The organism is Streptomyces sp. NPDC003077 (assembly GCF_040611095.1).
Taxonomy (GTDB): domain Bacteria; phylum Actinomycetota; class Actinomycetes; order Streptomycetales; family Streptomycetaceae; genus Streptomyces.
Genome location: NZ_JBEXNM010000054.1, coordinates 40902 through 60389, shown reverse-complemented (window position 1 = coordinate 60389; position 19488 = coordinate 40902). Strand labels below are relative to the sequence as shown.

The window sequence follows — 19488 nt, the reverse complement described above, 5'->3', positions numbered from 1 at the left end:
CCTGCCGGGCCCGAGTGGCCCGGCAGGCGGGGAGCCGACCGGAGGGACCGCCGCGCCCGGTCACCGGTGCGGCACGACCGCCACCGGGCAGTGCGCGTGGTGCAGCACCGCGTGGTCGGTCAGGCCCAGTTGCAGGCCGTGGGCGCCCCGGCGCCGTTCGGTGCCGACCACCAGGAGGTCGGCGGTGGTGGAGGCGGTGAGCAGGACGTCGCGGGCGGTGCCCTCGGCGGTACGGAGCATCAGTGGCACGTCCGGGTGCGCCGCGACGGCGGCGCGCGCGGCCTCGTCGAGCAGTCCGGCCGCCCGCCGTTCGTGATCCTCCCGCCTGCCGTGGCAGGGGCCGCCCTCCTCGGGCAGTCCGCTGCCCCCGCACCGCCACGCGTGCACGGTCTCCACCGCTCCGTGCCGCAGCGCGGCCTCGGCGAAGGCGAAGGCCACCGGCGCGTCGTCGCGCGGCTCCTCGTCGACGCCGACCACGACGCGGTACTCGGGGGCCGGCCGGAAGGCGGTGCCCGGCATCACGCCGTCGCCTGCGGACTCCCACACGCCGTGGTGCCCTCCGGCCCGCCGGTCGCCGCGCACCACGAGCACCGGGCAGCGGGCGCGCGCCGCGACGCCCAGGCTCACCGAGCCCAGCAGCAACGAGGCCAGCTCACCCCGGCCGCGGTGGCCCACGACCAGCAGTTCGGCGCTCCGGGCCGCCTCCGTCAGTGCCGTGACCGCGTCCTGGGGAGCGATGTGCGGTACGGCCTTGACGCCCGGGGCGCGCCGTTCGGCCCGGCGCACGGCGCCGGCGACGATCCGTTCCGCCTCCGCCGTCTCCGGGGCCCGCCGCGTCGTCCAGGAGGGAACACGCCCCTCGTACCGCTCCCACAGGGACGCGTACACCACGCGCAGCGGCAGACCGCGGTGCCGGGCCTCGTCCGCGGCCCGGTCCACCGCCTCCATGCCGCCGTTCGAACCGTCCACACCCACCACTACGGGACGCTCCACCACGTCCACCGCCCTTCGGGCTCCGCGGCCTTCGCGGATGGTCACGCGTATCGTCCGATGTCCTTCACCGCCACGGTCCGCGCCCGCGCGGCCGGCGGGCAGGGGCCGGTCCGGCTCGTGTCGAGGGCCGTTCGGCCCCACGCGGGGCGCGGGCGGGCGCGGCACCCTGGCAGGGAGGGCCGCAGGCGTGCGGGATGGACCGTGAAGGCCCGGCGCCCCGCCCTCCCGGCGTACCGGCCGGAGGTCTGAGGGCGGGAGCGAGACGTGACCGAATCTCCCCGGATAGCGGTGATAGGCGTCGGCAACGCCTTCCGCCACGACGACGGGATCGGCCCGGCCGTGATCCGGCGGCTGCGCGAACGGGCCCGCGACCGGCCGTTGCCGCCCTCGGTGCGCCTGGACGACTGCGACGGCGAGCCCGGTCGGCTGATGTCCCTGTGGGAGGGCGTGGAACTGGCCGTGGTCGTGGACGCGGCCCACGCGCACCCGGGTCACCCGGGCCGGATCCACCGGTTCGACCACCGCGGGCCGTACCGCCGCCCGGAGACGACCCCGGAGACGACCCGGGCGCCGGCCTCCGCGACGACCAGTTCCCACGGCATCGGACTCGGCGAGGCCGTCGAACTGTCCGACGCGCTCGGCCGTCTGCCGGGGCGCCTGGTCGTCTTCGCCGTCGAGGGACAGGACGGCTCCCTGGGCACCGGCCTGAGCCCGGCCGTCGCCGAGGCCGTCGGGCCGCTGGCCGAGGCCGTGGAGGCGGAGATCGTCCGGCACCGGGACGCGGCGGCGCGCGGCGCGTTCCCCGACACGGGCCCCGGATCCGAGCCCCGTGATGCGGGCGCGGGCTCCGGGACCCCCGACGCGGGCGCGGGCTCGGGGACCCCCGACGCGGGCTCCGGTTGCGCCGAGCGGACGGGCGGGTGAGGGCGGTGCGGAACCACGGACGGACGAGGAGCCGCCAGCCGTACGAGGTGCGCGGCGCGCCGCCGACGCTCGCCCGCGTCCCCGGGAGCGGACCGCGCGACCCGTCGTGCGGGAGGGCACACCCGCCCTCCCGCACCCGGCGGACGCCGGACGGAGCGTCACCGGCGGGCCGTGGGGCAGTGGCCGCCGACCGGCCGGGAGGGAGCTGACGGCGATGTGCCTGGGTATTCCCGGCCGCGTGCTGGACACGTACGACAGCGCCGGACTGCGCATGGCCCGGGTGGACTTCGGCGGGGTCCGCCGCGAGGCGTGCCTGGAGTACACCCCGGACGCCGGGGTGGGCGACTACGTCGTCGTCCACGTCGGCTTCGCCATCACCACCGTCGACGAGGAGGAGGCCGCGCGCACGCTCGACGTGCTGCGCGCCATGTCGGACGCGGTGGCGGGGGAGCTGGGCGAACCGCTGCCCGCCACCGGGCCCCGGGAGGAGGCAGAACCATGATCACTCTCACGCCGCCGCACAACCGTGCCACCGGCCCCGCACCCGACGCGAGCGCCCGCACCGGACCGCGCGCGGCCGGTCTTCCCGCACCGACCGCGCACGAGCTTCTGGCACCCTGCCACGCCCTGGTGATCGGGGTCGAAGGGGTGATCACGGACACCACCCGCATCCACGCCGCGGCCTGGCGGCGCGTCTTCGACGCCTTCCTGCGGCAGGCGGAGGAGCCGCACCCGCGGACCGTCCGGCCCTTCGACCCGGAGACGGACTACCGGCGTTACTTCCAGGGCCGGTCGCGCGCCGACGGCGTGCGCGCCTTCCTCGCCGCGCGCGGCCTCGGACCGCCCGGCGAGCCCCGCGCGCCCTCCGGCCGGGACCACCGGGACGAGGACGGGGAGAGCGTCGTCCGCGCGCTGGCCATCCAGGAAGACTGCCTGTTCGGCGCGTACGTGGGTGACCACGGCGTGCCGGTGTGGCCGGACAGCCTGCGCCTGGTGGGCGCGCTGCGCCGGCACGCGCGTCCGGTCGCGGCGGTCTCCGCCTCGCACCACGCCGTGGCGCTGCTGGACCGGGCAGGGGTGACGCACCGGTTCGACGCCCTGGTGGACGGCACCGAGCGCACCCGGATCCAAAGCGGCGGGGGACCCGATCCCGCGCTGCTGCTGGAGGCCGCCCGGCGGCTGCGGGCCACGCCCGCGCGCACGGCGGTGGTCGTCGCCGCGCCGGTGTGGGTCACCGCGGCCGGCCGGGGCGGTTTCGGCACCGTGATCGGCGTGGACCGGTCCGGCCGCGCGGACCACGCGGTGGAGCTGTACGAGCGCGGGGCGGCGCATGTGGTGCGCGGCCTGGGCGAGTTGGTGCCGGAAGGATGAGGGAAAGGGTGGTGTCCGCAGCGGCCGGCCGCCGGTAGGCCGCGCGGTGGGGACGGGGCCGGACGGCGACCGGCCGCTCCGGCACCCGCGCGCGGTCCGCTCTCCGGACGAACGCCGCCCATCGCGCGGCCGGGGGACGGGCGCCCCGCGCCGTTCCACCGCCGTGCCCGTTCGCCGCCCGGCGGACCCCGAGGCCGTGGGCCGGGGCCAACGGCCCCCGGCCCGGCCCGCCCGGCCCCTGGGGAGCCGTCCGCCCGCGGCGGACGCTGGAGACGGAGGCGGGTCACCGACCTGAGGAGCTGTGATGACCAGCGCGAAGCGACCCGGAAGCCCCGTACCCGCGACCGGCGCGGAACACGCCGTGCCCGCGGAAGAAGCCGCGGGTCCCGCACCCGCGGCCACCGCCGGACGTGCCGCGCCCGCGACCGGCGGCGAAGGCCCCGCACGCGCGACCGGCAGCGAACACCCCGTCCACGCCCTGCTCTCCGACGGCACCACCGTGCGCATCCGCCCCACCCGGCCCGAGGACCACGCGCGGGTGCTGCGGTTGTTCACCGGCATGTCCCCGGAGAACCTGCGGCTGCGGTTCTTCACCGTCGGCCCCGCCTCGGGCACCAGGGCCGCCGACCGGGTCTGCGCCCCGCCGCGGCCCGGCGAACGGGCCCTGCTCGCGCTCGCCGGCGACGAGGCCGTGGGCGTGGCGGAGTTCCACGCGGCGGCCGGCGACCCCACGACCGCGGACATCGGACTGGCCGTCGCCGACCGCTGGCACGGGCGCGGCGTGGGGACGCTGCTCCTGGAGCACCTGGCGGACGCCGCCCGCGCCGACGGCGTCACGTCCTTCACCGCCGACGCCCTGACCGAGAACCGGCCCATGCTCCAGGTGATCGCCGACCTCGGCCTGCGCACGGCCCGCCGGTTCGACGGGCCGGAGGTCCACTGCACCATCGAACTCACCGAGGACGAGCGGTATCTGACCGCCGTGGACACCCGCGGACGCGCCGCCGACGTGGCCAGCCTCGTGCCCCTGCTGCGGCCCCGGTCGGTCGCCGTCGTCGGGGCCGGTCGGGCGCCGTCCTCGGTGGGGCACGCGCTGCTCGCCAACATCCTCCGGCAGGGTTTCACCGGCCGCGTCACCGCGGTCAACCCGCACGCGGACACCATCGAGGGCGTCACCTGCGTCCCCTCGGTGACGGACCTCCCCGAAGCGCCGGACCTGGCGGTGCTGGCCGTCCCGGCGACCGCCGTTCCCGAAGTCGCCGAGGAATGCGGCGAACGCGGCGTCAAGGCGCTGGTGACCGTCACCTCCGGGCTGGACGGCGGCCAGGCCGCGCGGCTGCTGGCCGCCTGCCGCGAGCACGGGATGCGGCTGGTCGGCCCCAACTGCCTGGGCCTGGCCACCACCGAGGAGGCGGTGCGCCTGGACGCGACCTTCGCCGCCGCCCCGCCGCTGCCGGGCACCGCCGGGGTCGCGGTGCAGTCCGGCGGCGTGGGCGTCGCCCTGCTGGGCGCGCTGTCCCGGCTGGGCATCGGCGTGTCCTCCTTCGTCTCCCTCGGCGACAAGTACGACGTCAGCGGCAACGACCTGCTTCAGTGGTGGGAGGGCGACGGCGTCACGGACCTGGCGCTGCTGCACCTGGAGTCCTTCGGCAACCCGCGCGCCTTCTCCCGCACGGCCCGGCGGGTGGGCCGCCGGATGCCGGTCCTGACGGTGGACGCGGGACGGTCGGAGGCCGGGCGCCGGGCCGCCGCCTCGCACACCGCCGCGATCGCCACCCCCACCATGACCCGCCGGGCGCTGTTCACCCAGGCCGGGATCATCGCCACCGACAGCGTCGGCGACCTGGTGGCCACCGCCGCGCTGCTGCGCTCCCAGCCGCCCCCGGCCGGTCCGCGCGTCGCCGTCGTCGGCAACGCGGGCGGCGCGGCGGTCCTGGCCGCGGACGCCTGCGCGGAGGCCGGGCTGAACGTCCCCACGCTGCCGGTGCCGCTCATCGACGCGCTGCTGGAGGTGCTGCCGCCGGGCGCCGCCGCGGTCAACCCGGTGGACACCACCGCCGCCGTCACCGGCACCCAACTCGCCGCCTGCCTCGACCTGCTGACCGGACACGGGGCGGTGGACGCGGTGCTGGTGGTCCTGGTGCCCACCGCGCTGACGGCCGTGACCGGGGACGACCTGACCCGGTCCCTGCCGCCCGCGCCGGGACGCCCGGCCGGAAGGGCCCGCCCGGTGGCCGCGGCCCTGCTCGACCAGGAGGTGCCCGTACGGCTGCTGCGCGCCGGCGACGCGGCCGTCCCCGCCTACCTCGAACCGTCCACCGCCGCGCGGGCGCTCGCCCACGCCGTCTCCTACGGCCGCCGGCGCGCCGAACCGCCCGGCACCGTGCCCGCCCTGGACGGCGTCGACACCGAGGGCGCCACGGCCCTGGTCGCGGACTTCCTGGCCCGCCACCCCGACGGCGGCTGGGCCGACCCGCGGCTGTGCGGCGCGCTGCTGGACGCGTACGGCATCCGGCAGCCGCCGTGGGCGTGGGTCACCGGCGCCGACGCGGCGGTGGCCGCCGCCGAGCGGCTGGGCGGCGGCCGGATGGCCCTCAAGGCGCACTGGCCGGGACTGCTGCACAAGACCGACGTGGGCGCGCTCCACCTCGACCTGGAGGGACCCGGGCGGATCCGGGCCGCGTACGCGGACCTGACCGGCCGGTTCGGGGAGCTGATGACCGGCGCCGTCGTCCAGCCGATGGCCGCCCGCGGCATCGAACTGGTCGCCGGGGTCACGCAGGACCAGGTGTTCGGACCGCTGGTGCTGTTCGGGCTCGGCGGCACCGCCACCGAGGTCCTGGCCGACCACGCCGCGCGCCTGGCCCCGCTCACCGACCGCGACGCCCACGCCCTGATCACCGCGCCCCGGTGCGCACCCCTCCTCTTCGGCTACCGGGGAGGGCGCCCCGTGGACCTGGAAGGGCTCGAACAGCTCCTGCTGCGCCTCTCCCGGATGGCCTGCGACCTGCCGCAACTGGCCGAGGCCGACCTGAACCCGGTGCTGGCCCGCCCGGACGCCGTCCTCCCGCTGGACGTCCGCCTGAAGCTGCTCCCGCACCACGCGCACGACCCCTACCTGCGCCGCCTGCGCGCCCGCTGAGGCGGCGCGCGGGCCGAGGAGGCCCCGATGACCGGAGCAGTGTCCTTCCCCCGGGGAGCGTGGCTCCGTCCTGGTCGGCGTCGCGTCGGAGGCCGGCACCCCGGCCCCGCGCTTCGCCTTTCAGGAGGCCGTCCGACCCGGCCGCCCGCCGCGCGTCCGGCACGTCTGGGGACGCGACCGGGCCCGCTCGCCCACGCGGTGCTCCACCACGCGCACGGCCCGGTGGTCCTGGTGCCCGTGGACTGACGCCCCCGCACTCCCGTACGCACGTCTCCCGGGGCTCGGGACCTCGGGAGAGAAGGAGGGAACGACATGAAGCATCGGCTGATCGACCAGGTCATGAGCCGGGACGTGGTCTCGGTGGGGCCCGACGCCTCCTTCAAGGAGGTCGCCGAGCTGCTGGGTCGGCACGCGGTGAGCGGGCTGCCCGTCGTGGACCGGGACGACAAGGTGGTGGGCGTCATCTCCGAGACCGACCTGATGTTCCACCAGGCGGCCCAGGACGACACCCCGCGCCCCTGGTACCTGCCCCGGCTCACCCGCCACGCCTGCGCCGAGGACACCAAGGCCCGAGGGAACACGGCGCAGACGCTCATGTCCGCCCCCGCGGTGACCATCGGCCCGCGCCACACCGTCGTGGACGCCGCCCGCCTGATGGCCGAACGCCACGTCGAACGCCTCCCGGTCGTCGACGAGGAGGGACGCCTGATGGGCATCGTCACCCGCAGCGACCTGCTCGCCGTCTTCCGCCGCCCGGACGACCGGATCCGCGCGGAGGTCATCGAGGACGTCCTGGTGCGCACCCTGTGGCTGGCCCCGCACACCCTGGGCGTCGAGGTGCGCGACGGCGTGGTCACCCTGACGGGAAAGCTCCAGCGCCGCAGCGAGGTGCCCATCGCCCTCCGGCTGACCGGCCGCGTCGACGGCGTGGTCCGCGTCGTGGACCGCCTCGGCTACCAGGAGGACGACTCCCACCTGCGGCCCACGGAACAGGCCCTGCACGGCATCGCCGAGGAGTGGCTGCGCAAGCTGTGAGCCACCGGGGCCGAGCCCGACGGGCCGGCACGGGTCTCCCCGGACCGCGGCGGGCGTGACGTGAGAAGTCCGTTTCCGGCCGGCCGCCCCATGGACGGCCGGCCGGAAGGAACCCGCGGCGATCGCTACTCGCCGCGCCCGGCGCCGTCGTCCGCCCCCCTGGACACCGCACCGGTCGCCACCCCGGACGTTCCGCCGGACGCCGCCTCCCGCGCGCTCAGCAGCGCCGCGCGGGCGGCCTCCAGCCGCGCCCCCGGAACGCGGAAGGGCGAGCAGGAGACGTAGTCCAGCCCCGCGTCGTGGAAGAAGCGGATGGATTCCGGGTCGCCCCCGTGCTCGCCGCAGACGCCGGTCTCCAGGCCGGGCCGGGCGGCGCGGCCTTCGGCGACGGCGGTGCGCACCAGGCGGCCCACGCCGCTCTCGTCCAGCGTCTCGAACGGCGAGACGCGCAGGATGCCCTGGTCGAGGTAGGGGGCGAAGAAGGACGCCTCGGCGTCGTCCCGGGAGAAGCCCCACGCCGTCTGCGTGAGGTCGTTGGTGCCGAAGGAGAAGAACGCGGCGTCGCGCGCGATCTCCCCGGCGGTCAGGGCCGCCCGGGGCAGCTCGATCATCGTGCCGACCGGGCAGTCGACCGGCACCCCGGTCTCGGCGCGCACGGCGGCGAGCGCCGCCTCCACCTGCTCGCGTACCACGCTCAGCTCCTCGCGGGTGGCGACGAGCGGCACCATGATCTCCGCCCGCGGGTTCCCGCCCGCGCGGACCCGGCCCGCCACCGCCTCGCCGATCGCGCGGACCTGGAGGGCCACCAGCCCGGGGACGACCAGGGCCAGCCGCACCCCGCGCAGCCCCAGCATCGGGTTCGTCTCGTGGATCCGTTCGACGGCGGCCAGCAGCCGTGCCTCCCGGGCGTCGGGGGCGCGTCCGGCGGCCTCGGCGCGGGCGACCCGCACCGCCAGCTCCGTGCGGTCGGGCAGGAACTCGTGCAGCGGCGGGTCCAGCAGGCGGATGGTGACGGGCAGGCCGTCCATCGCGGCGAGGATCGCGGTGAAGTCCGCGCGCTGGAGGGGCAGCAGCGCGTCCAGGGCCCGCTGCCGCTCCTCGTCGCTCGCGGCCAGGATCATGTCCTCGACCAGGTGCCGGCGCTCCCCGAGGAACATGTGCTCGGTGCGGCACAGGCCGATGCCGCGGGCGCCGAACCGGCGGGCCCGCGCGGCGTCCTCGGGGGTGTCGGCGTTGGCCCGCACCTCCAGGCGGCCCAGCGCGTCGGCCCGCTCCAGGAAGCGGGCGACCACCGCGGCCGTCCCCCGGCCGTGCTCGCCGGTCTCCAGGTACCGCATGACGGGCGAGGGGACGAGCGGCAGCGCGCCGAGGTGCACGGTGCCGGCCGACCCGTCCACGGAGAGCGTCTCGCCCTCCCGCACCACCCGACCGTCACCCGTGGTGAAGCGGCGACCGGCCGGGTCGACGCGCAGGTCCTCCGCGCCGCACACGCAGACCTTGCCCATGCCCCGGGCGACCACCGCGGCGTGGCTGGTCTTCCCGCCCCGGCTGGTCAGCACCGCCGACGCGGCGATCATGCCGGGCAGGTCGTCGGGCGTGGTCTCCGGCCGCACCAGGACGACCCGCTGTCCGGCCCCGGCCCGGCGCACCGCCTCGGCGGTGTCGAAGGCCACCACGCCGACCGCCGCCCCCGGCGAGGCCGGCACGCCACGGGCCAGCGGGCGCCCCGCCGCGTCCGCGTCGAAGCCGGGGAACATCAGGTGGGCCAGTTGCCCGCCGCCGACCCGCACCAGCGCCTCGGGCCAGCTGATCCGGCCCTCGTCCACGAGGGCCGCGGCGATGTGGAAGGCGGCCTGCGGGGTGCGCTTGCCCACCCGGGTCTGGAGCATCCACAGCCGCCCGCGCTCGATGGTGAACTCCACGTCGCACAGGTCCCGGTAGTGGTCCTCCAAGGTCCCCAGGTAGACCAGCAGCTGGTCGTAGGAGGCCGGGTCGAGCTCGCGCAGCCGCTGGAGCGGCAGCGCGTCGCGGACGCCGGCCACCACGTCCTCGCCCTGCGCGTCGGGCAGGTAGTCGCCGTAGACCCCGGGGCGGCCGGTCGCCGGATCGCGAGTGAAGGCCACGCCGGTGCCGGAATCGGGGCCGAGGTTTCCGTAGACCATGACCTGCACGTTCACCGCCGTGCCCAGGTCGTCGGGGATCCGCTCGCGCCGGCGGTAGACGCGGGCGCGTTCGCCCCGCCACGACCGGAAGACCGCCAGGACCGCCTGCGCGAGCTGCTCCGCGGGATCCTGCGGGAAGGGGCGCCCGGTCTCCCGGAGCACGATCTCCTGGAACTCCGCCACCAGCCGCACCAGGTCGTGCGCGTCCAGCCGCAGGTCCTCCGTCACGCCGCGCTCCCGCTTGGCGCGCGTCAGCGCCTCCTCGAACAGCGCGCCGTCCACGCCCATCACCGTGCTGCCGTACATCTGGACGAGCCGCCGGTAGGAGTCCCAGGCGAACCGTTCCCGCCCGGAGTGCTTGGCCAGGCCCCGCACCGTGGTGTCGTTGAGCCCCACGTCCAGGACGGTGTCCATCATCCCCGGCATGGAGTACCGCGCCCCCGACCGCACGGACAGCAGCAGCGGATCGTCCGCCTGCCCCAGCCCGCGGCCCGTGGACCGCTCCAGCCGCATCAGGTGCCTCTCCACCTGCCGGCTCATCTCCCGCGGCGGCTCGCCCGTCGCCAGGAACGCCCGGCACGCCTCGGTGGTGACGGTGAACCCCGGCGGCACGGGCAGGCCCAGCCGGGTCATCTCCGCCAGGTTGGCGCCCTTCCCGCCGAGCAGGCCGGCCCTCTCACGCGACCCCTCGGTGAAGTCGTACACGTACGTGACCATGTGGTGTCCTTCCGTACCGGGTCGTCGGACGCCGTACGGGTGCGCGGCCGGACCCCGGCCCCGCACCCGTCACAGCCGGGCGGCGACGTGCTCGGTCAGGTCCAGCAGGCGGTTGGCGTAGCCCCATTCGTTGTCGTACCAGCCGAAGACCTTCACCAGGTCGCCGTGCGCCTGGGTCAGCCCGGCGTCCAGGACGCACGACGCGGGATCCCCGATCACGTCGCGGGAGACGATCGGCGCGCGGCTCACCCGCAGCACCCGGCCGAGCGTTCCCTCGGCGGCGCGGTCGAACGCCGCGTTCACCTCGTCCACGGTGGTCTCCCGCCCCAGGAGGACGGTCAGATCGGTCAGCGACCCATTCTCGACGGGCACCCGCACCGCCAGCCCGTCCAGCGCGCCGTCCAGCTCCGGCAGCACCACGCCCACCGACCGGGCGGCGCCCGTGCTGGTGGGGATGATGCTCAGCGCGGCGGACCGCGCCCGCCGCAGGTCCTTGTGCGGCCCGTCCAGCAGCGCCTGGTCGTTGGTGTAGCCGTGCACGGTGGTCATCAGCCCCTTGCGTACGCCGAAGGCGTCGTGGAGCACCTTGACCATCGGCACGACGCAGTTGGTCGTGCACGACGCGCACGAGACGACGTGGTGCCGACTCGGGTCGTACGCGGCCTCGTTGACGCCCATCACCACCGTCGCGTCGGCGTTCTTCCCCGGCGCGGACAGCAGGACCTTGGCCGCCCCGCTCTTCAGGTGCGCCGCGGCGGCCTCCCGCTCCCGGAAGCGGCCCGTCGACTCCACGACCACGTCCACGCCCAGGCCGCTCCAGTCCAGGCCCGCCGGTTCGCGCTCGGCGCGCACGGCGATCCGCCGCCCGGCGACGACCAGGGCGTCCCCCTTGGCGACCACCTCGTGACCGAGCCGCCCGTACGTCGAGTCGTACGCCAGCAGGTGGGCCAGTGTCGCGGCCGGTGCGATGTCGTTCACCGCCACCACGCCCACCGGCGTCCCCCCGCGCTGCCGCCGCTCCAGAACACAGCGCAGATAGGCGCGCCCGATCCGTCCGAATCCGTTGATCCCCACGCGTACGGTCATTCCGGTCCGCCTTCCCGGCCGTCCCCGACGGCACGTCCGCCGCCGGGCCGCTGTTCTCACTGTCCCGGGCGGGGGCGCGTGCGGCAGGGGGCCGAACGTCCCCTCCCGTGGGCGTTCCGGGACGCGTCGGCGCGTGGGCGGGAGGGGCGTCCGGGCGCTCATGAGGGCCGGTCGGCCCGGTGCGCGGGCGAGACCGTTTGTGGCCGGGGCCGTCTGTGACCGGGACCGTCTGTGGCCGGGGCCTAGGACGGGGCCTGCTCGTGTCGTCTGCCGTGCCGTTTTCCGGCGGACCCGAGGCGCGGGCCGGTGCATGACAGGCCGCTCAGCCTGTCCAGGCCGTGCGAGCGCGGGGGGCGGCGGAACGGTCACCTCGGCCGGTCCGGGGGCAGGGGAAGCCGCTTACTCCTCCGTCGTGCCCACGCGGGCGCGCAGGTTCCGGAACTGGCGGAGCTGCATGACGAAGTGGGCCGGTTCGCCGAAGAGCAGGTCCACGGGCCGCAGCAGGAGGCGCGGTCGGCTGCGGCCCCGGGTGCGGACGACCAGCCGCGTGCCGCCGCCGGGATCCGGGCTGAGGTGGAAGCCCCACACCGCGTCGAGGTACGCCCCGGGCAGGGGCCCGGTCCGCACCTCGAAGGGGCGGCCCGAGGGCAGTTCCACGTCCATGCGCAGTACCAGGGTCCGCCGGGGTTCCAGGAGCGCGACGGTGAACCACGTGCCGCCGCCGGGTACGGCATGCAGCCGCTGGCCCTCTTTCAGCTCCTGCCACTCCGGCACGATCCGGCGCGCGCTGGGACGTCCGCCGTTGTCCAGCCGGTCCCAGCTGTACCAGCCGCCCCGGTCGCACCCCATCTGCGCCAGCCACGGCCACACCCGCTCGGGCGGGGCCGGCAGCGTCGTGGCCATCGTCGTCGGGCGGCCCCCGGGAACGAGCTCGTCCCCGGGGTAGGCCCGCGCGGCTTCGGCGGCCGTCGCTCCCCAGGTCAGCAGGCGCGGCCGGACCAGCGTGCCGTATCCGGCCGCGCCGAGCGCGACCGTGCCGAGGAGCCGGGCGCGGGTCGCACGCCGGTGTCCGCTCATGCCGTCAGCCTCGCACCGGTACGGGGCCCGGGCCAGGGTCCGAACCGGTCGCGGTGGACACCCCGGGCCTTGCCGGGACACCGGATCCGAGGCCGCCGCCCCCCGTGGCCTTACCGCTTGTGCAGAGTCATCGGGACGGCGGCGAAGTGCAGGGCCCGGCGTTCGCCCTCCGTACCGCCGAAGACGATCCGGGGCGCGCCCAGCCCGAACGCCGACAGGTCGATCCGGAACACGTACGGGTCGTCCACGTCGTCGGGAAGCAGCCGCAGGCCCCGCAGGACGGGCGCGGCGGGCACCAGGGACCGGAAGACGAGCCGGCCGTGGCGCAGGACGACCTGGGCCGCGGCGCCCGCCATGGCCCGCGCCCGGATGTCCGTGGCCCGGCCGGGCGGGTGGTACCAGCCCTGGAGCTCGTCCCACACCTCCGGATGGTGCGCCACGTCGGTGCGCGGGGCATCCGGGGGCAGGCCCAGCAGGTGGCGCATCAGGTCCACGGTCTCGGCGGGCAGCCACAGCAGCGCGTGGTGCGCGGCGTTGGTGAAGGCGACGACGCCGACCCCGTCGTCGGGTGCCAGGAAGACCTGGGAGGTGAAGCCGGGCAGGATGCCCTGGTGCTCGACGAGGCGGTGGCCGTCCGCCGCCGCACGGAAGAACGCCAGGCCCATGCCCGGCACCCGGGGGTCGGGCTGGTACTGCGGCTCGAACATGGCGGCCAGCGTGGCGGGCTTGAGCACCGAACCGTGGTCGTTCGCACCGCCGTTGAGCAGGGCCGCGACGTAGCGGGCCATGTCCCGGGGCGTGGAGTACGCGGAGGAGGCCCCGGGCGTGGCGCGTTCCCGGTCGGTGACCGGCTTCATGCCCCCGCGCCCGAGGGCGTACCCGGTGGCGAGGTGGTCTTGCACAAAGGGGGACCGGACGAGGTCGGTGTGGGACATGCCCAGCGGCGCGAAGACGTGCTCGCGCAGGTAGCGGTCCAGGGGCTGCCCGCTGACGTCCTCGACGAGCTGCCCCAGGGCGGCGAACCCGTGATTGGTGTAGACCCACTGGGTCCCCGGCTCGGCGGTCACCCGCAGCCCGTCGCGGTAGTAGTCGGCGAGCGGGGGCAGCGGGGCACCGAGCGGCACCCCCTCGCCGGCGTTCGGCCGGAACAGGTCGGCCGGACCGCGCAGTTCCCCGATGCCCGAGGTGTGGGTCAGCAGGTGCCGCGGCGTCACCGGACGGAAACCGGGCCGGTCCGGGACCAGGCGGAACGCGCGCAGGTAGGTGTGAGCCGGGGCGTCCAGGTCGACCAGTCCCTGCTCCCACAACTGCATCACCGCGATCGCGGTGAACGTCTTGGTGATGGAGGCGACGCGGAAGACCGTGTCCTCGGTGACGGGGGTGCGGGTCGCCGCGTCGGCCAGCCCGTGGCCGTGGAAGAAGGCGAGCCGGCCGTCGCGGACGACTCCCAAGGCCAGGCCGCCCATGGGGTGGCGGTTGAGCAGTCCGGCGACCCGGGCCGCCGTCGAGTCCGTGGTGCCGGTGCCGGTGTCGTGGGGCATGAGGTGCCTCCTGTCCGCCGGTCGCGGCGGCACCGTGACCGGCCGGGGCGGCTGTCGGGAACGAGGGTCCTCCCCGCCCGCGCGGAGTACCAGGCGCGAACGGGTCAGGGCAGAGCAGGCCGGAGGCCCGCCGGGAGAGGAAGCGGTGCCGGTGCCGCCCGGGCCCGCCCCGGCGCCCGAGGGAAAGCCGCCTCCGCGGGGACGCGGCCGTGCGGCCCGCCCCGGCGACGGCGGCTCGCGTCGCCCGCACCGGTCCCCGCCCCCGCCACAGCGGCCTACTTCTTGCCGGCCCGCGAGGCGAGGAAGGTGCTGATGGCGATCATGACGGCGAAGATCGCGGCGATGACGACCGCGGCGGTCGGCCAGTCCATGGTGTCCTCCCGTTCTCCTGGAAGCGTCCGGCGGAACGCACGGCCCGCGTCGTGCCCGGCCGGGAACCGGGCCGTGTGACACACCCTGGCACTGTCAGCGCACACCCCGGCACCCGCCCCCGCAAGGTGCCGAAGGGCCCGTCCCGGCGCCGAACGGGCACCGCGCCGGCCGTGCTCCCGCGCGTGTTCCGGCGGTGTGGTGCCCGGCCGGCGACCGGGTCGCCAAGGCGGTCGGCGGGGTCGGCCGGCCGGGTCGCTCGCCTGCCCGTTCGGCCCTGTCGCCGTTCCGGCGGGCGCGGTGCGATGGGAGAGGAGGGAGGGCCCCGGGGCCGGGAAGCGGGCCGTAAGGAGGCGCGTGTCATGACTCGCCAGGAAGAGCCGCACGACATCGGTCGGTCGGACACCGATGCCTTCCGCGCCGGTGCCCGGCTGAACCGTGTGCTGCTGGTGGTGACCGCCGTGGCGCTGGCCGCCGGCGGTGCCGCCTGGCTGGCCGGGGCGCCCCGGGTGGCGGACGCGTGCTGGGCGGCGGGCACGGTGGCCGCCGTGGCGCCCGGCATCGGCTGGGTCCTGGCCGCCCTGCGCCGTGGCCGGGCGGGCGTGGACCTGATCGCCGTCCTGGCGCTGGGGGGCACGCTGGCGGTGGGGGAGTACCTGGCCGGGGCGCTGATCGCGCTGATGCTGGCCACCGGGCGGGCGCTGGAGTCGGCGGCGGGCCGCCGGGCCACCAGGGACCTGCGGGCGCTGCTCGCGCACGTGCCGCGCGTCGCCCGCCTGCGCTCGGGGACGCGGGTGCGGGAGGTGCCGCTGGAGGAGGTGGTGGCGGGCGATCTGCTGGTGGTCGGCCCGGGGGAGACGGTGCCGGTGGACGGCGAGGTCGTCGGCGCGGACGCCACGCTGGACGAGTCGGTGCTCAGCGGTGAGTCGGAGCACCTGGTCCGGCGCCACGGCGAGCGGGTGCGCAGCGGCGCGGTCAACGCGGGCGGCGCCTTCGACGTGCGCGCGAGCGCCACCGCCCGGGAGAGCACCTACGCCGAACTCGTGCGCCTGGCCCGCCGGGCGAGCGCCGAATCCGCGCCGGTGGTGCGGCTCGCGGACCGCTTCGCCGCCTGGTTCCTGCCGCTGTCGGTGGCCGCCGCCGGCCTGGCGTGGCTGATCAGCGGCTCCGCGGTGCGCGCGGTGGCCGTGCTGGTGGTCGCCACGCCCTGCCCGCTGCTGCTCGCCGCGCCCGTCGCCGTGGTCTCCGGCATCTCCCGGGCGGCCCGCCGGGGCGTGGTCTTCCGCGACGGCGGCGCCCTGGAACGCCTGGGACGCGTCCGTACGCTGCTGCTGGACAAGACCGGCACGCTCACCACCGGCCGGCCGCGGGTGACCGAGGCCGTCGCCGCTCCGGGATGGCGGTCCGCGGAGGTGCTGCGGCTGGCCGCGTCCGTGGACCGCTACTCCCCGCACGCCCTGGCCCGGGCGATCGTGGCGCAGGCCCAGGCCCGGGGGCTGGAGCTGTCGGCGCCGCGGGAGGCGGAGGAGGTGCCGGGCCGGGGCGCCACCGCCCTGGTCGAGGGGCGCCGCACGGCCGTGGGGCGCCACGAGGGCCCGGACCTGCCCGGCTGGGCCCGCACCGTCCGCGGCCGGGCCGTACTGGAGGGCGCCACGGTGAGCTGGCTGACCGTCGAGGGGGCGGTCGTGGGCGCCGTCCTGCTGCGCGACCCGCTGCGGCCGGACGCCCCCCGGACCGTCCGGCGGCTGCGGGCGGCGGGCATCCCCCGCCTGCTGATGCTCACCGGCGACCGCGCCGAGCCGGCCCGCGAAGTGGCCGCGGTGCTGGGGCTGGACGGCTTCCGCACCGAGCAGACCCCCGCCGACAAGGCCGCCGTGGTCCGCGCGGAGCGGGACCGCGCCGTGACCGCGATGGTGGGCGACGGCGTCAACGACGCCCCGGCGCTGGCGGTGGCGGACGTGGGCGTGGCCATGGGGGCCCGCGGTTCCACCGCCTCCTCCGAGGTGGCGGACGCCGTGCTGACCACCGACCGCGTTGACCGGCTCGCCGACGCCGTGACCATCGCCGAACGGTCCCGGCGCATCGCCGTGCAGAGCGCCGCCGGCGGGATGATCCTGTCGCTGGCGGCCATGGTCGCCGCCGGCCTGGGCCTGCCCCCGGCCGCCGGGGCACTGCTCCAGGAGGGCATCGACGTCGCGGTGATCCTCAACGCGCTGCGCGCCCTGCGCCCGGGCCCCGCCCGCACCCCTGAGGTCCCGCCCGCCACCGCGGACCTCCTCCACCGCTTCGCCGCCGAACACGACGCCCTGCGCGACATCCTGGAGGCCGTCCGCGACGCCGCCGACCGGCTGTCCGACGCGCCCGGCCCCGACGCCACGGAAGCCGTCCGCCAGGTGTCCCGGCTGCTCTCCGAACGCCTGCTGCCGCACGAGGACGCCGAGGAGCACCAGCTCTACCCCGCGCTCGCCGACCCGCTCGGCGGCCCCGAGGCCACCGCGACCATGAGCCGCGCCCACGCCGAGATCGCCCGCCTCTCCCGGCGCGTCGCCGCCCACCTGGCCCTCACCGGCCCGGACGGCGCCCTGCGCCCCGACCAGCTCGACGACCTGCGGGCCTGCCTGTACGGCCTGCACACCGTGCTGCGGCTGCACTTCCTCCAGGAGGAGGAGAACTACTTCACCCTCGCTCCCTGACCACCGATGCCGCCGGTTGCCGGCCTCGGGCAGCCGTGCCGCGGGCTGCCGTGGCGCTCAGCGCCGCGCGAACAGCCGCGACAGCCCCGCACCGAACGCGATACCGAGAACCCAGCCCACGACGATGCACAGCCAGGTCCAGAAAAGGAGCGAGGTACCGAGAACGCCGTGCCCGTTGGGCAGCCAGTTGCCCACCTGGCGGAGGTTGATGCCGGGGACCAGTGTCTCGAAGCCGTACGCCACCGCTTTGAAGCAGGGATAGTCCTGCGGGCAGCGGCTTTTGATCGAGCCTCGGCCGACGGGGACCATCACTCCCCGGTCCGCGGCCCACTGGTACAGGACCCAGTTGAACAGGGTCAGTCCGACCAGGATGAGGACGGTCCGGTGCAGTCGGTATCCGTAGCCGACCGACCAGTCCAGGAACCGGTTCCAGGCCTTGGCCCATACCGACAGCTCGCCGTGCTCCCGTTGCGCGCGTTCCCCCGCGATGAGCGCCCTGCGCGCATGGTCCTCCTGCCCGGTCGCCCGGAAGGCGGTGGCGAGCTGCCGGTAGCTCTGCGGAGCGAACTGCGCGCGGTCGAGCCAGGCGAGGCGCTTCTTGATCGGCATGGTGGATTCAAGCGCGCCGTAGACGAACATCGTGAGCAGGACACCGCACTCGGGCCAGCTCCCTTCCCGGTCCGAGAGGCGTCCCACACAGGCGTACGAGAAGTTGACACCCCCGTGCGGCGTACCTTCGGGCAGCCATCCCAAGCACCCGCTCACCCGCATGCCGACGGCGTTGACGGCGTCGGACGTGCCGTTCAGCCGGGCGCCGTCGAAGAGGAGGTTCCGGTCGATCGAGGTGTTGACCATGCACACCTCTCCCACGGAGCAGAAGCCTTCGTTCAGCAGGAGATCGCCGCGGATTCTCCCGCCGCTCACATCCAGGGACGCGCCGAAAGAGTTCTCGAACATGCTGCCGGTGCACATCAGTTGCTCGTCGACCGCACAGCGCACCAGGCGGACCTCCCCGTTCGCGCGGAACCCGTGGTCCAGGTACGCGTTGCCGTGGACGATCACACCGCTGGCCTCGATGGCCTGTCCGCCGTGGTTCTCGAACAGCCCCGCCGTGCAGTTGAGCTCGCGTTCGACGGTGGCGCCCACCAGACGGACCGATCCGGTCGCGTGGAAGCCGTCGTTGAGGAAGACGTCTCCGTCGCAGATCAGCCCGTCGCCGTTCAGCGCGGGACCGCCGGGGTTCGTGAAGGTGCCCTTCGAGCAGCACAGCTGCCGGTCCAGCTTGCCCCCTGCCAGGCACACCTGGCCGTGGGCCGTGAAGCCGCGGTCCAGGTAGGCGTCGTCGGCGTGGAAGCGGGTCGCGTCGATCGCCGGGCCCTCCGGGTTCTCGAAGGTGCCTTTGGTGCAGCACAGTTCGCCGGTGATGTCCGCGCCGACGAGCCGGACCTGCCCCTCGGACCGGAAACCCCGGTCCAGGTACAGGCCCCCCGAGCAGTGCACCGCGTCGGCGCGCAGTGACATGCCCTTGGGCTCGGGGTGGGAGAACAACGCGCCCGAGGCACGCAGGGCGCGGAGCTGGGCCCACTGCACGCAGACCTCTCCTTCCGAGCTGAAGCCGTCCTCGCACAGCAGATCCCCGTCCATGACGAGACGGCGGGCCTGGAGGCTGGTCCCTTCCCGGTTGCGCAGGGTGGCGCCCCGCAGATCGAGGTTGCCGTGCACACGAGCCGACGTGAGCCGTACCTCTCCCTCGGCGCTGAACCCTCCGTCCAGGAAGACCGACCCCCTCACCTCCATGCTCACCCCGTCGAGGGCCACTCCGGTCAGGGGGCAGAACTCGCTGTCGGTGCACCGCAGATCCCTCGCCAGCTCCGCCTCGACGAGGTCCAGCACCCCGCTCATGCGCACCTGCCGCAGGACGACGTCGGCCTGGGCCTCCATGCGGGCGGCGAGCACAGACGCCACACGGCCGCCGATGATCTCGATGGGGTGATCGACCCGGGCGTCCGACAGGACGATGTCGTCGCTGAACACGCAGCGGGAGAAGCGGATGGGGCGGTCGATCCGCAGGCCCGACAGGTCGAGCCTGCCCTCGACGCGGACGTCGCTGACGTGGACGCGGTCGCCGCCCTTCCAGTCCGCCCGCGTACCCGCCAGCAGTGCCCACAGCACGTCGGCCCGCACGATTCCCGGGTCGCCGGCGGACGTGCCGTCCGTGGCGGACGCTCCCAGATCGGCCTCTTCGCCGCTCTTGACGCGATCGATCAGCCGCTGCTCGACCACCGTGGGCTGGAGGTTTCCGGTGTCACGCCTCGACCGCATGGGTCATCAGCTCCCCTTGGTCCGCGCCGCGCTCCTCGCTCGCCCACGCGCGTGAT

Annotated in this window: 12 protein-coding genes; 6 read left to right on the top strand and 6 right to left on the bottom strand. The window is 75.9% G+C overall.

Annotation, left to right across the window (positions count from 1 at the left end; genetic code table 11):
- Nucleotides 1-60: 60 nt before the first annotated feature.
- Nucleotides 61-1038, bottom strand: a complete 978-nt coding sequence (locus ABZX96_RS28560) for a universal stress protein (RefSeq protein ID WP_355549913.1) — start codon at nt 1036-1038, stop codon at nt 61-63.
- A 219-nt stretch (nt 1039-1257) separates the two neighbouring features.
- Between ABZX96_RS28560 and ABZX96_RS28555 the strand changes: the two genes are divergently transcribed.
- The 5 genes from ABZX96_RS28555 (at nt 1258) to ABZX96_RS28535 (ending at nt 7465) form a co-directional block, all read left to right on the top strand.
- The gene (locus ABZX96_RS28555) at nt 1258-1917 is read left to right on the top strand and encodes a hydrogenase maturation protease (RefSeq protein WP_355549911.1); all 660 of its coding nucleotides are present in this window, start codon (nt 1258-1260) and stop codon (nt 1915-1917) included.
- 214 nt (nt 1918-2131) lie between these two features.
- On the top strand, nt 2132-2419 hold the full coding sequence (locus ABZX96_RS28550) for a HypC/HybG/HupF family hydrogenase formation chaperone (protein ID WP_355549909.1): 288 nt from the start codon (nt 2132-2134) through the stop codon (nt 2417-2419).
- Nucleotides 2416-3288, top strand: a complete 873-nt coding sequence (locus ABZX96_RS28545) for an HAD family hydrolase (RefSeq protein ID WP_355549908.1) — start codon at nt 2416-2418, stop codon at nt 3286-3288. Before ABZX96_RS28550 ends, ABZX96_RS28545 begins: the two co-directional genes overlap by 4 nt.
- A 304-nt stretch (nt 3289-3592) precedes the next feature.
- Entirely contained in the window at nt 3593-6430 is a 2838-nt protein-coding gene (locus ABZX96_RS28540; protein ID WP_355549907.1) for a GNAT family N-acetyltransferase, read from the top strand.
- Nucleotides 6431-6742: 312 nt separating this feature from the next.
- Nucleotides 6743-7465 (top strand): CBS domain-containing protein, encoded by a 723-nt coding sequence (locus ABZX96_RS28535; RefSeq protein ID WP_355549905.1) that lies wholly within the window; start codon nt 6743-6745, stop codon nt 7463-7465.
- 125 nt (nt 7466-7590) lie between these two features.
- On the opposite strand, the gene ppdK is transcribed toward ABZX96_RS28535, so the two are convergent.
- From ppdK to ABZX96_RS28515, 4 genes are all read right to left on the bottom strand, one after another.
- Nucleotides 7591-10344, bottom strand: a complete 2754-nt coding sequence (gene ppdK / locus ABZX96_RS28530; RefSeq protein WP_355549903.1) for a pyruvate, phosphate dikinase — start codon at nt 10342-10344, stop codon at nt 7591-7593.
- A 69-nt stretch (nt 10345-10413) separates the two neighbouring features.
- Nucleotides 10414-11430 carry a type I glyceraldehyde-3-phosphate dehydrogenase gene (gene gap / locus ABZX96_RS28525; protein ID WP_355549901.1) on the bottom strand — a complete coding sequence of 339 codons (1017 nt, stop codon included), beginning with the start codon at nt 11428-11430 and terminating at the stop codon, nt 10414-10416.
- 399 nt (nt 11431-11829) lie between these two features.
- Nucleotides 11830-12507 carry an SRPBCC family protein gene (locus tag ABZX96_RS28520; RefSeq protein WP_355549900.1) on the bottom strand — a complete coding sequence of 226 codons (678 nt, stop codon included), beginning with the start codon at nt 12505-12507 and terminating at the stop codon, nt 11830-11832.
- A gap of 110 nt (nt 12508-12617) precedes the next feature.
- Complete coding sequence (locus tag ABZX96_RS28515; RefSeq protein ID WP_355549899.1) at nt 12618-14048, bottom strand: serine hydrolase domain-containing protein; 1431 nt, start codon at nt 14046-14048, stop codon at nt 12618-12620.
- Nucleotides 14049-14779: 731 nt separating this feature from the next.
- Here ABZX96_RS28515 and ABZX96_RS28510 point away from each other — a divergent pair.
- Complete coding sequence (locus tag ABZX96_RS28510) at nt 14780-17110, top strand: heavy metal translocating P-type ATPase (protein ID WP_355549897.1); 2331 nt, start codon at nt 14780-14782, stop codon at nt 17108-17110.
- A 57-nt stretch (nt 17111-17167) separates the two neighbouring features.
- Here the strand turns inward: ABZX96_RS28510 and ABZX96_RS28505 are convergent, their stop codons facing one another.
- Nucleotides 17168-19432, bottom strand: coding sequence for a hypothetical protein (locus ABZX96_RS28505; protein ID WP_355549895.1), 2265 nt, complete (start codon nt 19430-19432; stop codon nt 17168-17170).
- Nucleotides 19433-19488 lie beyond the last annotated feature (56 nt).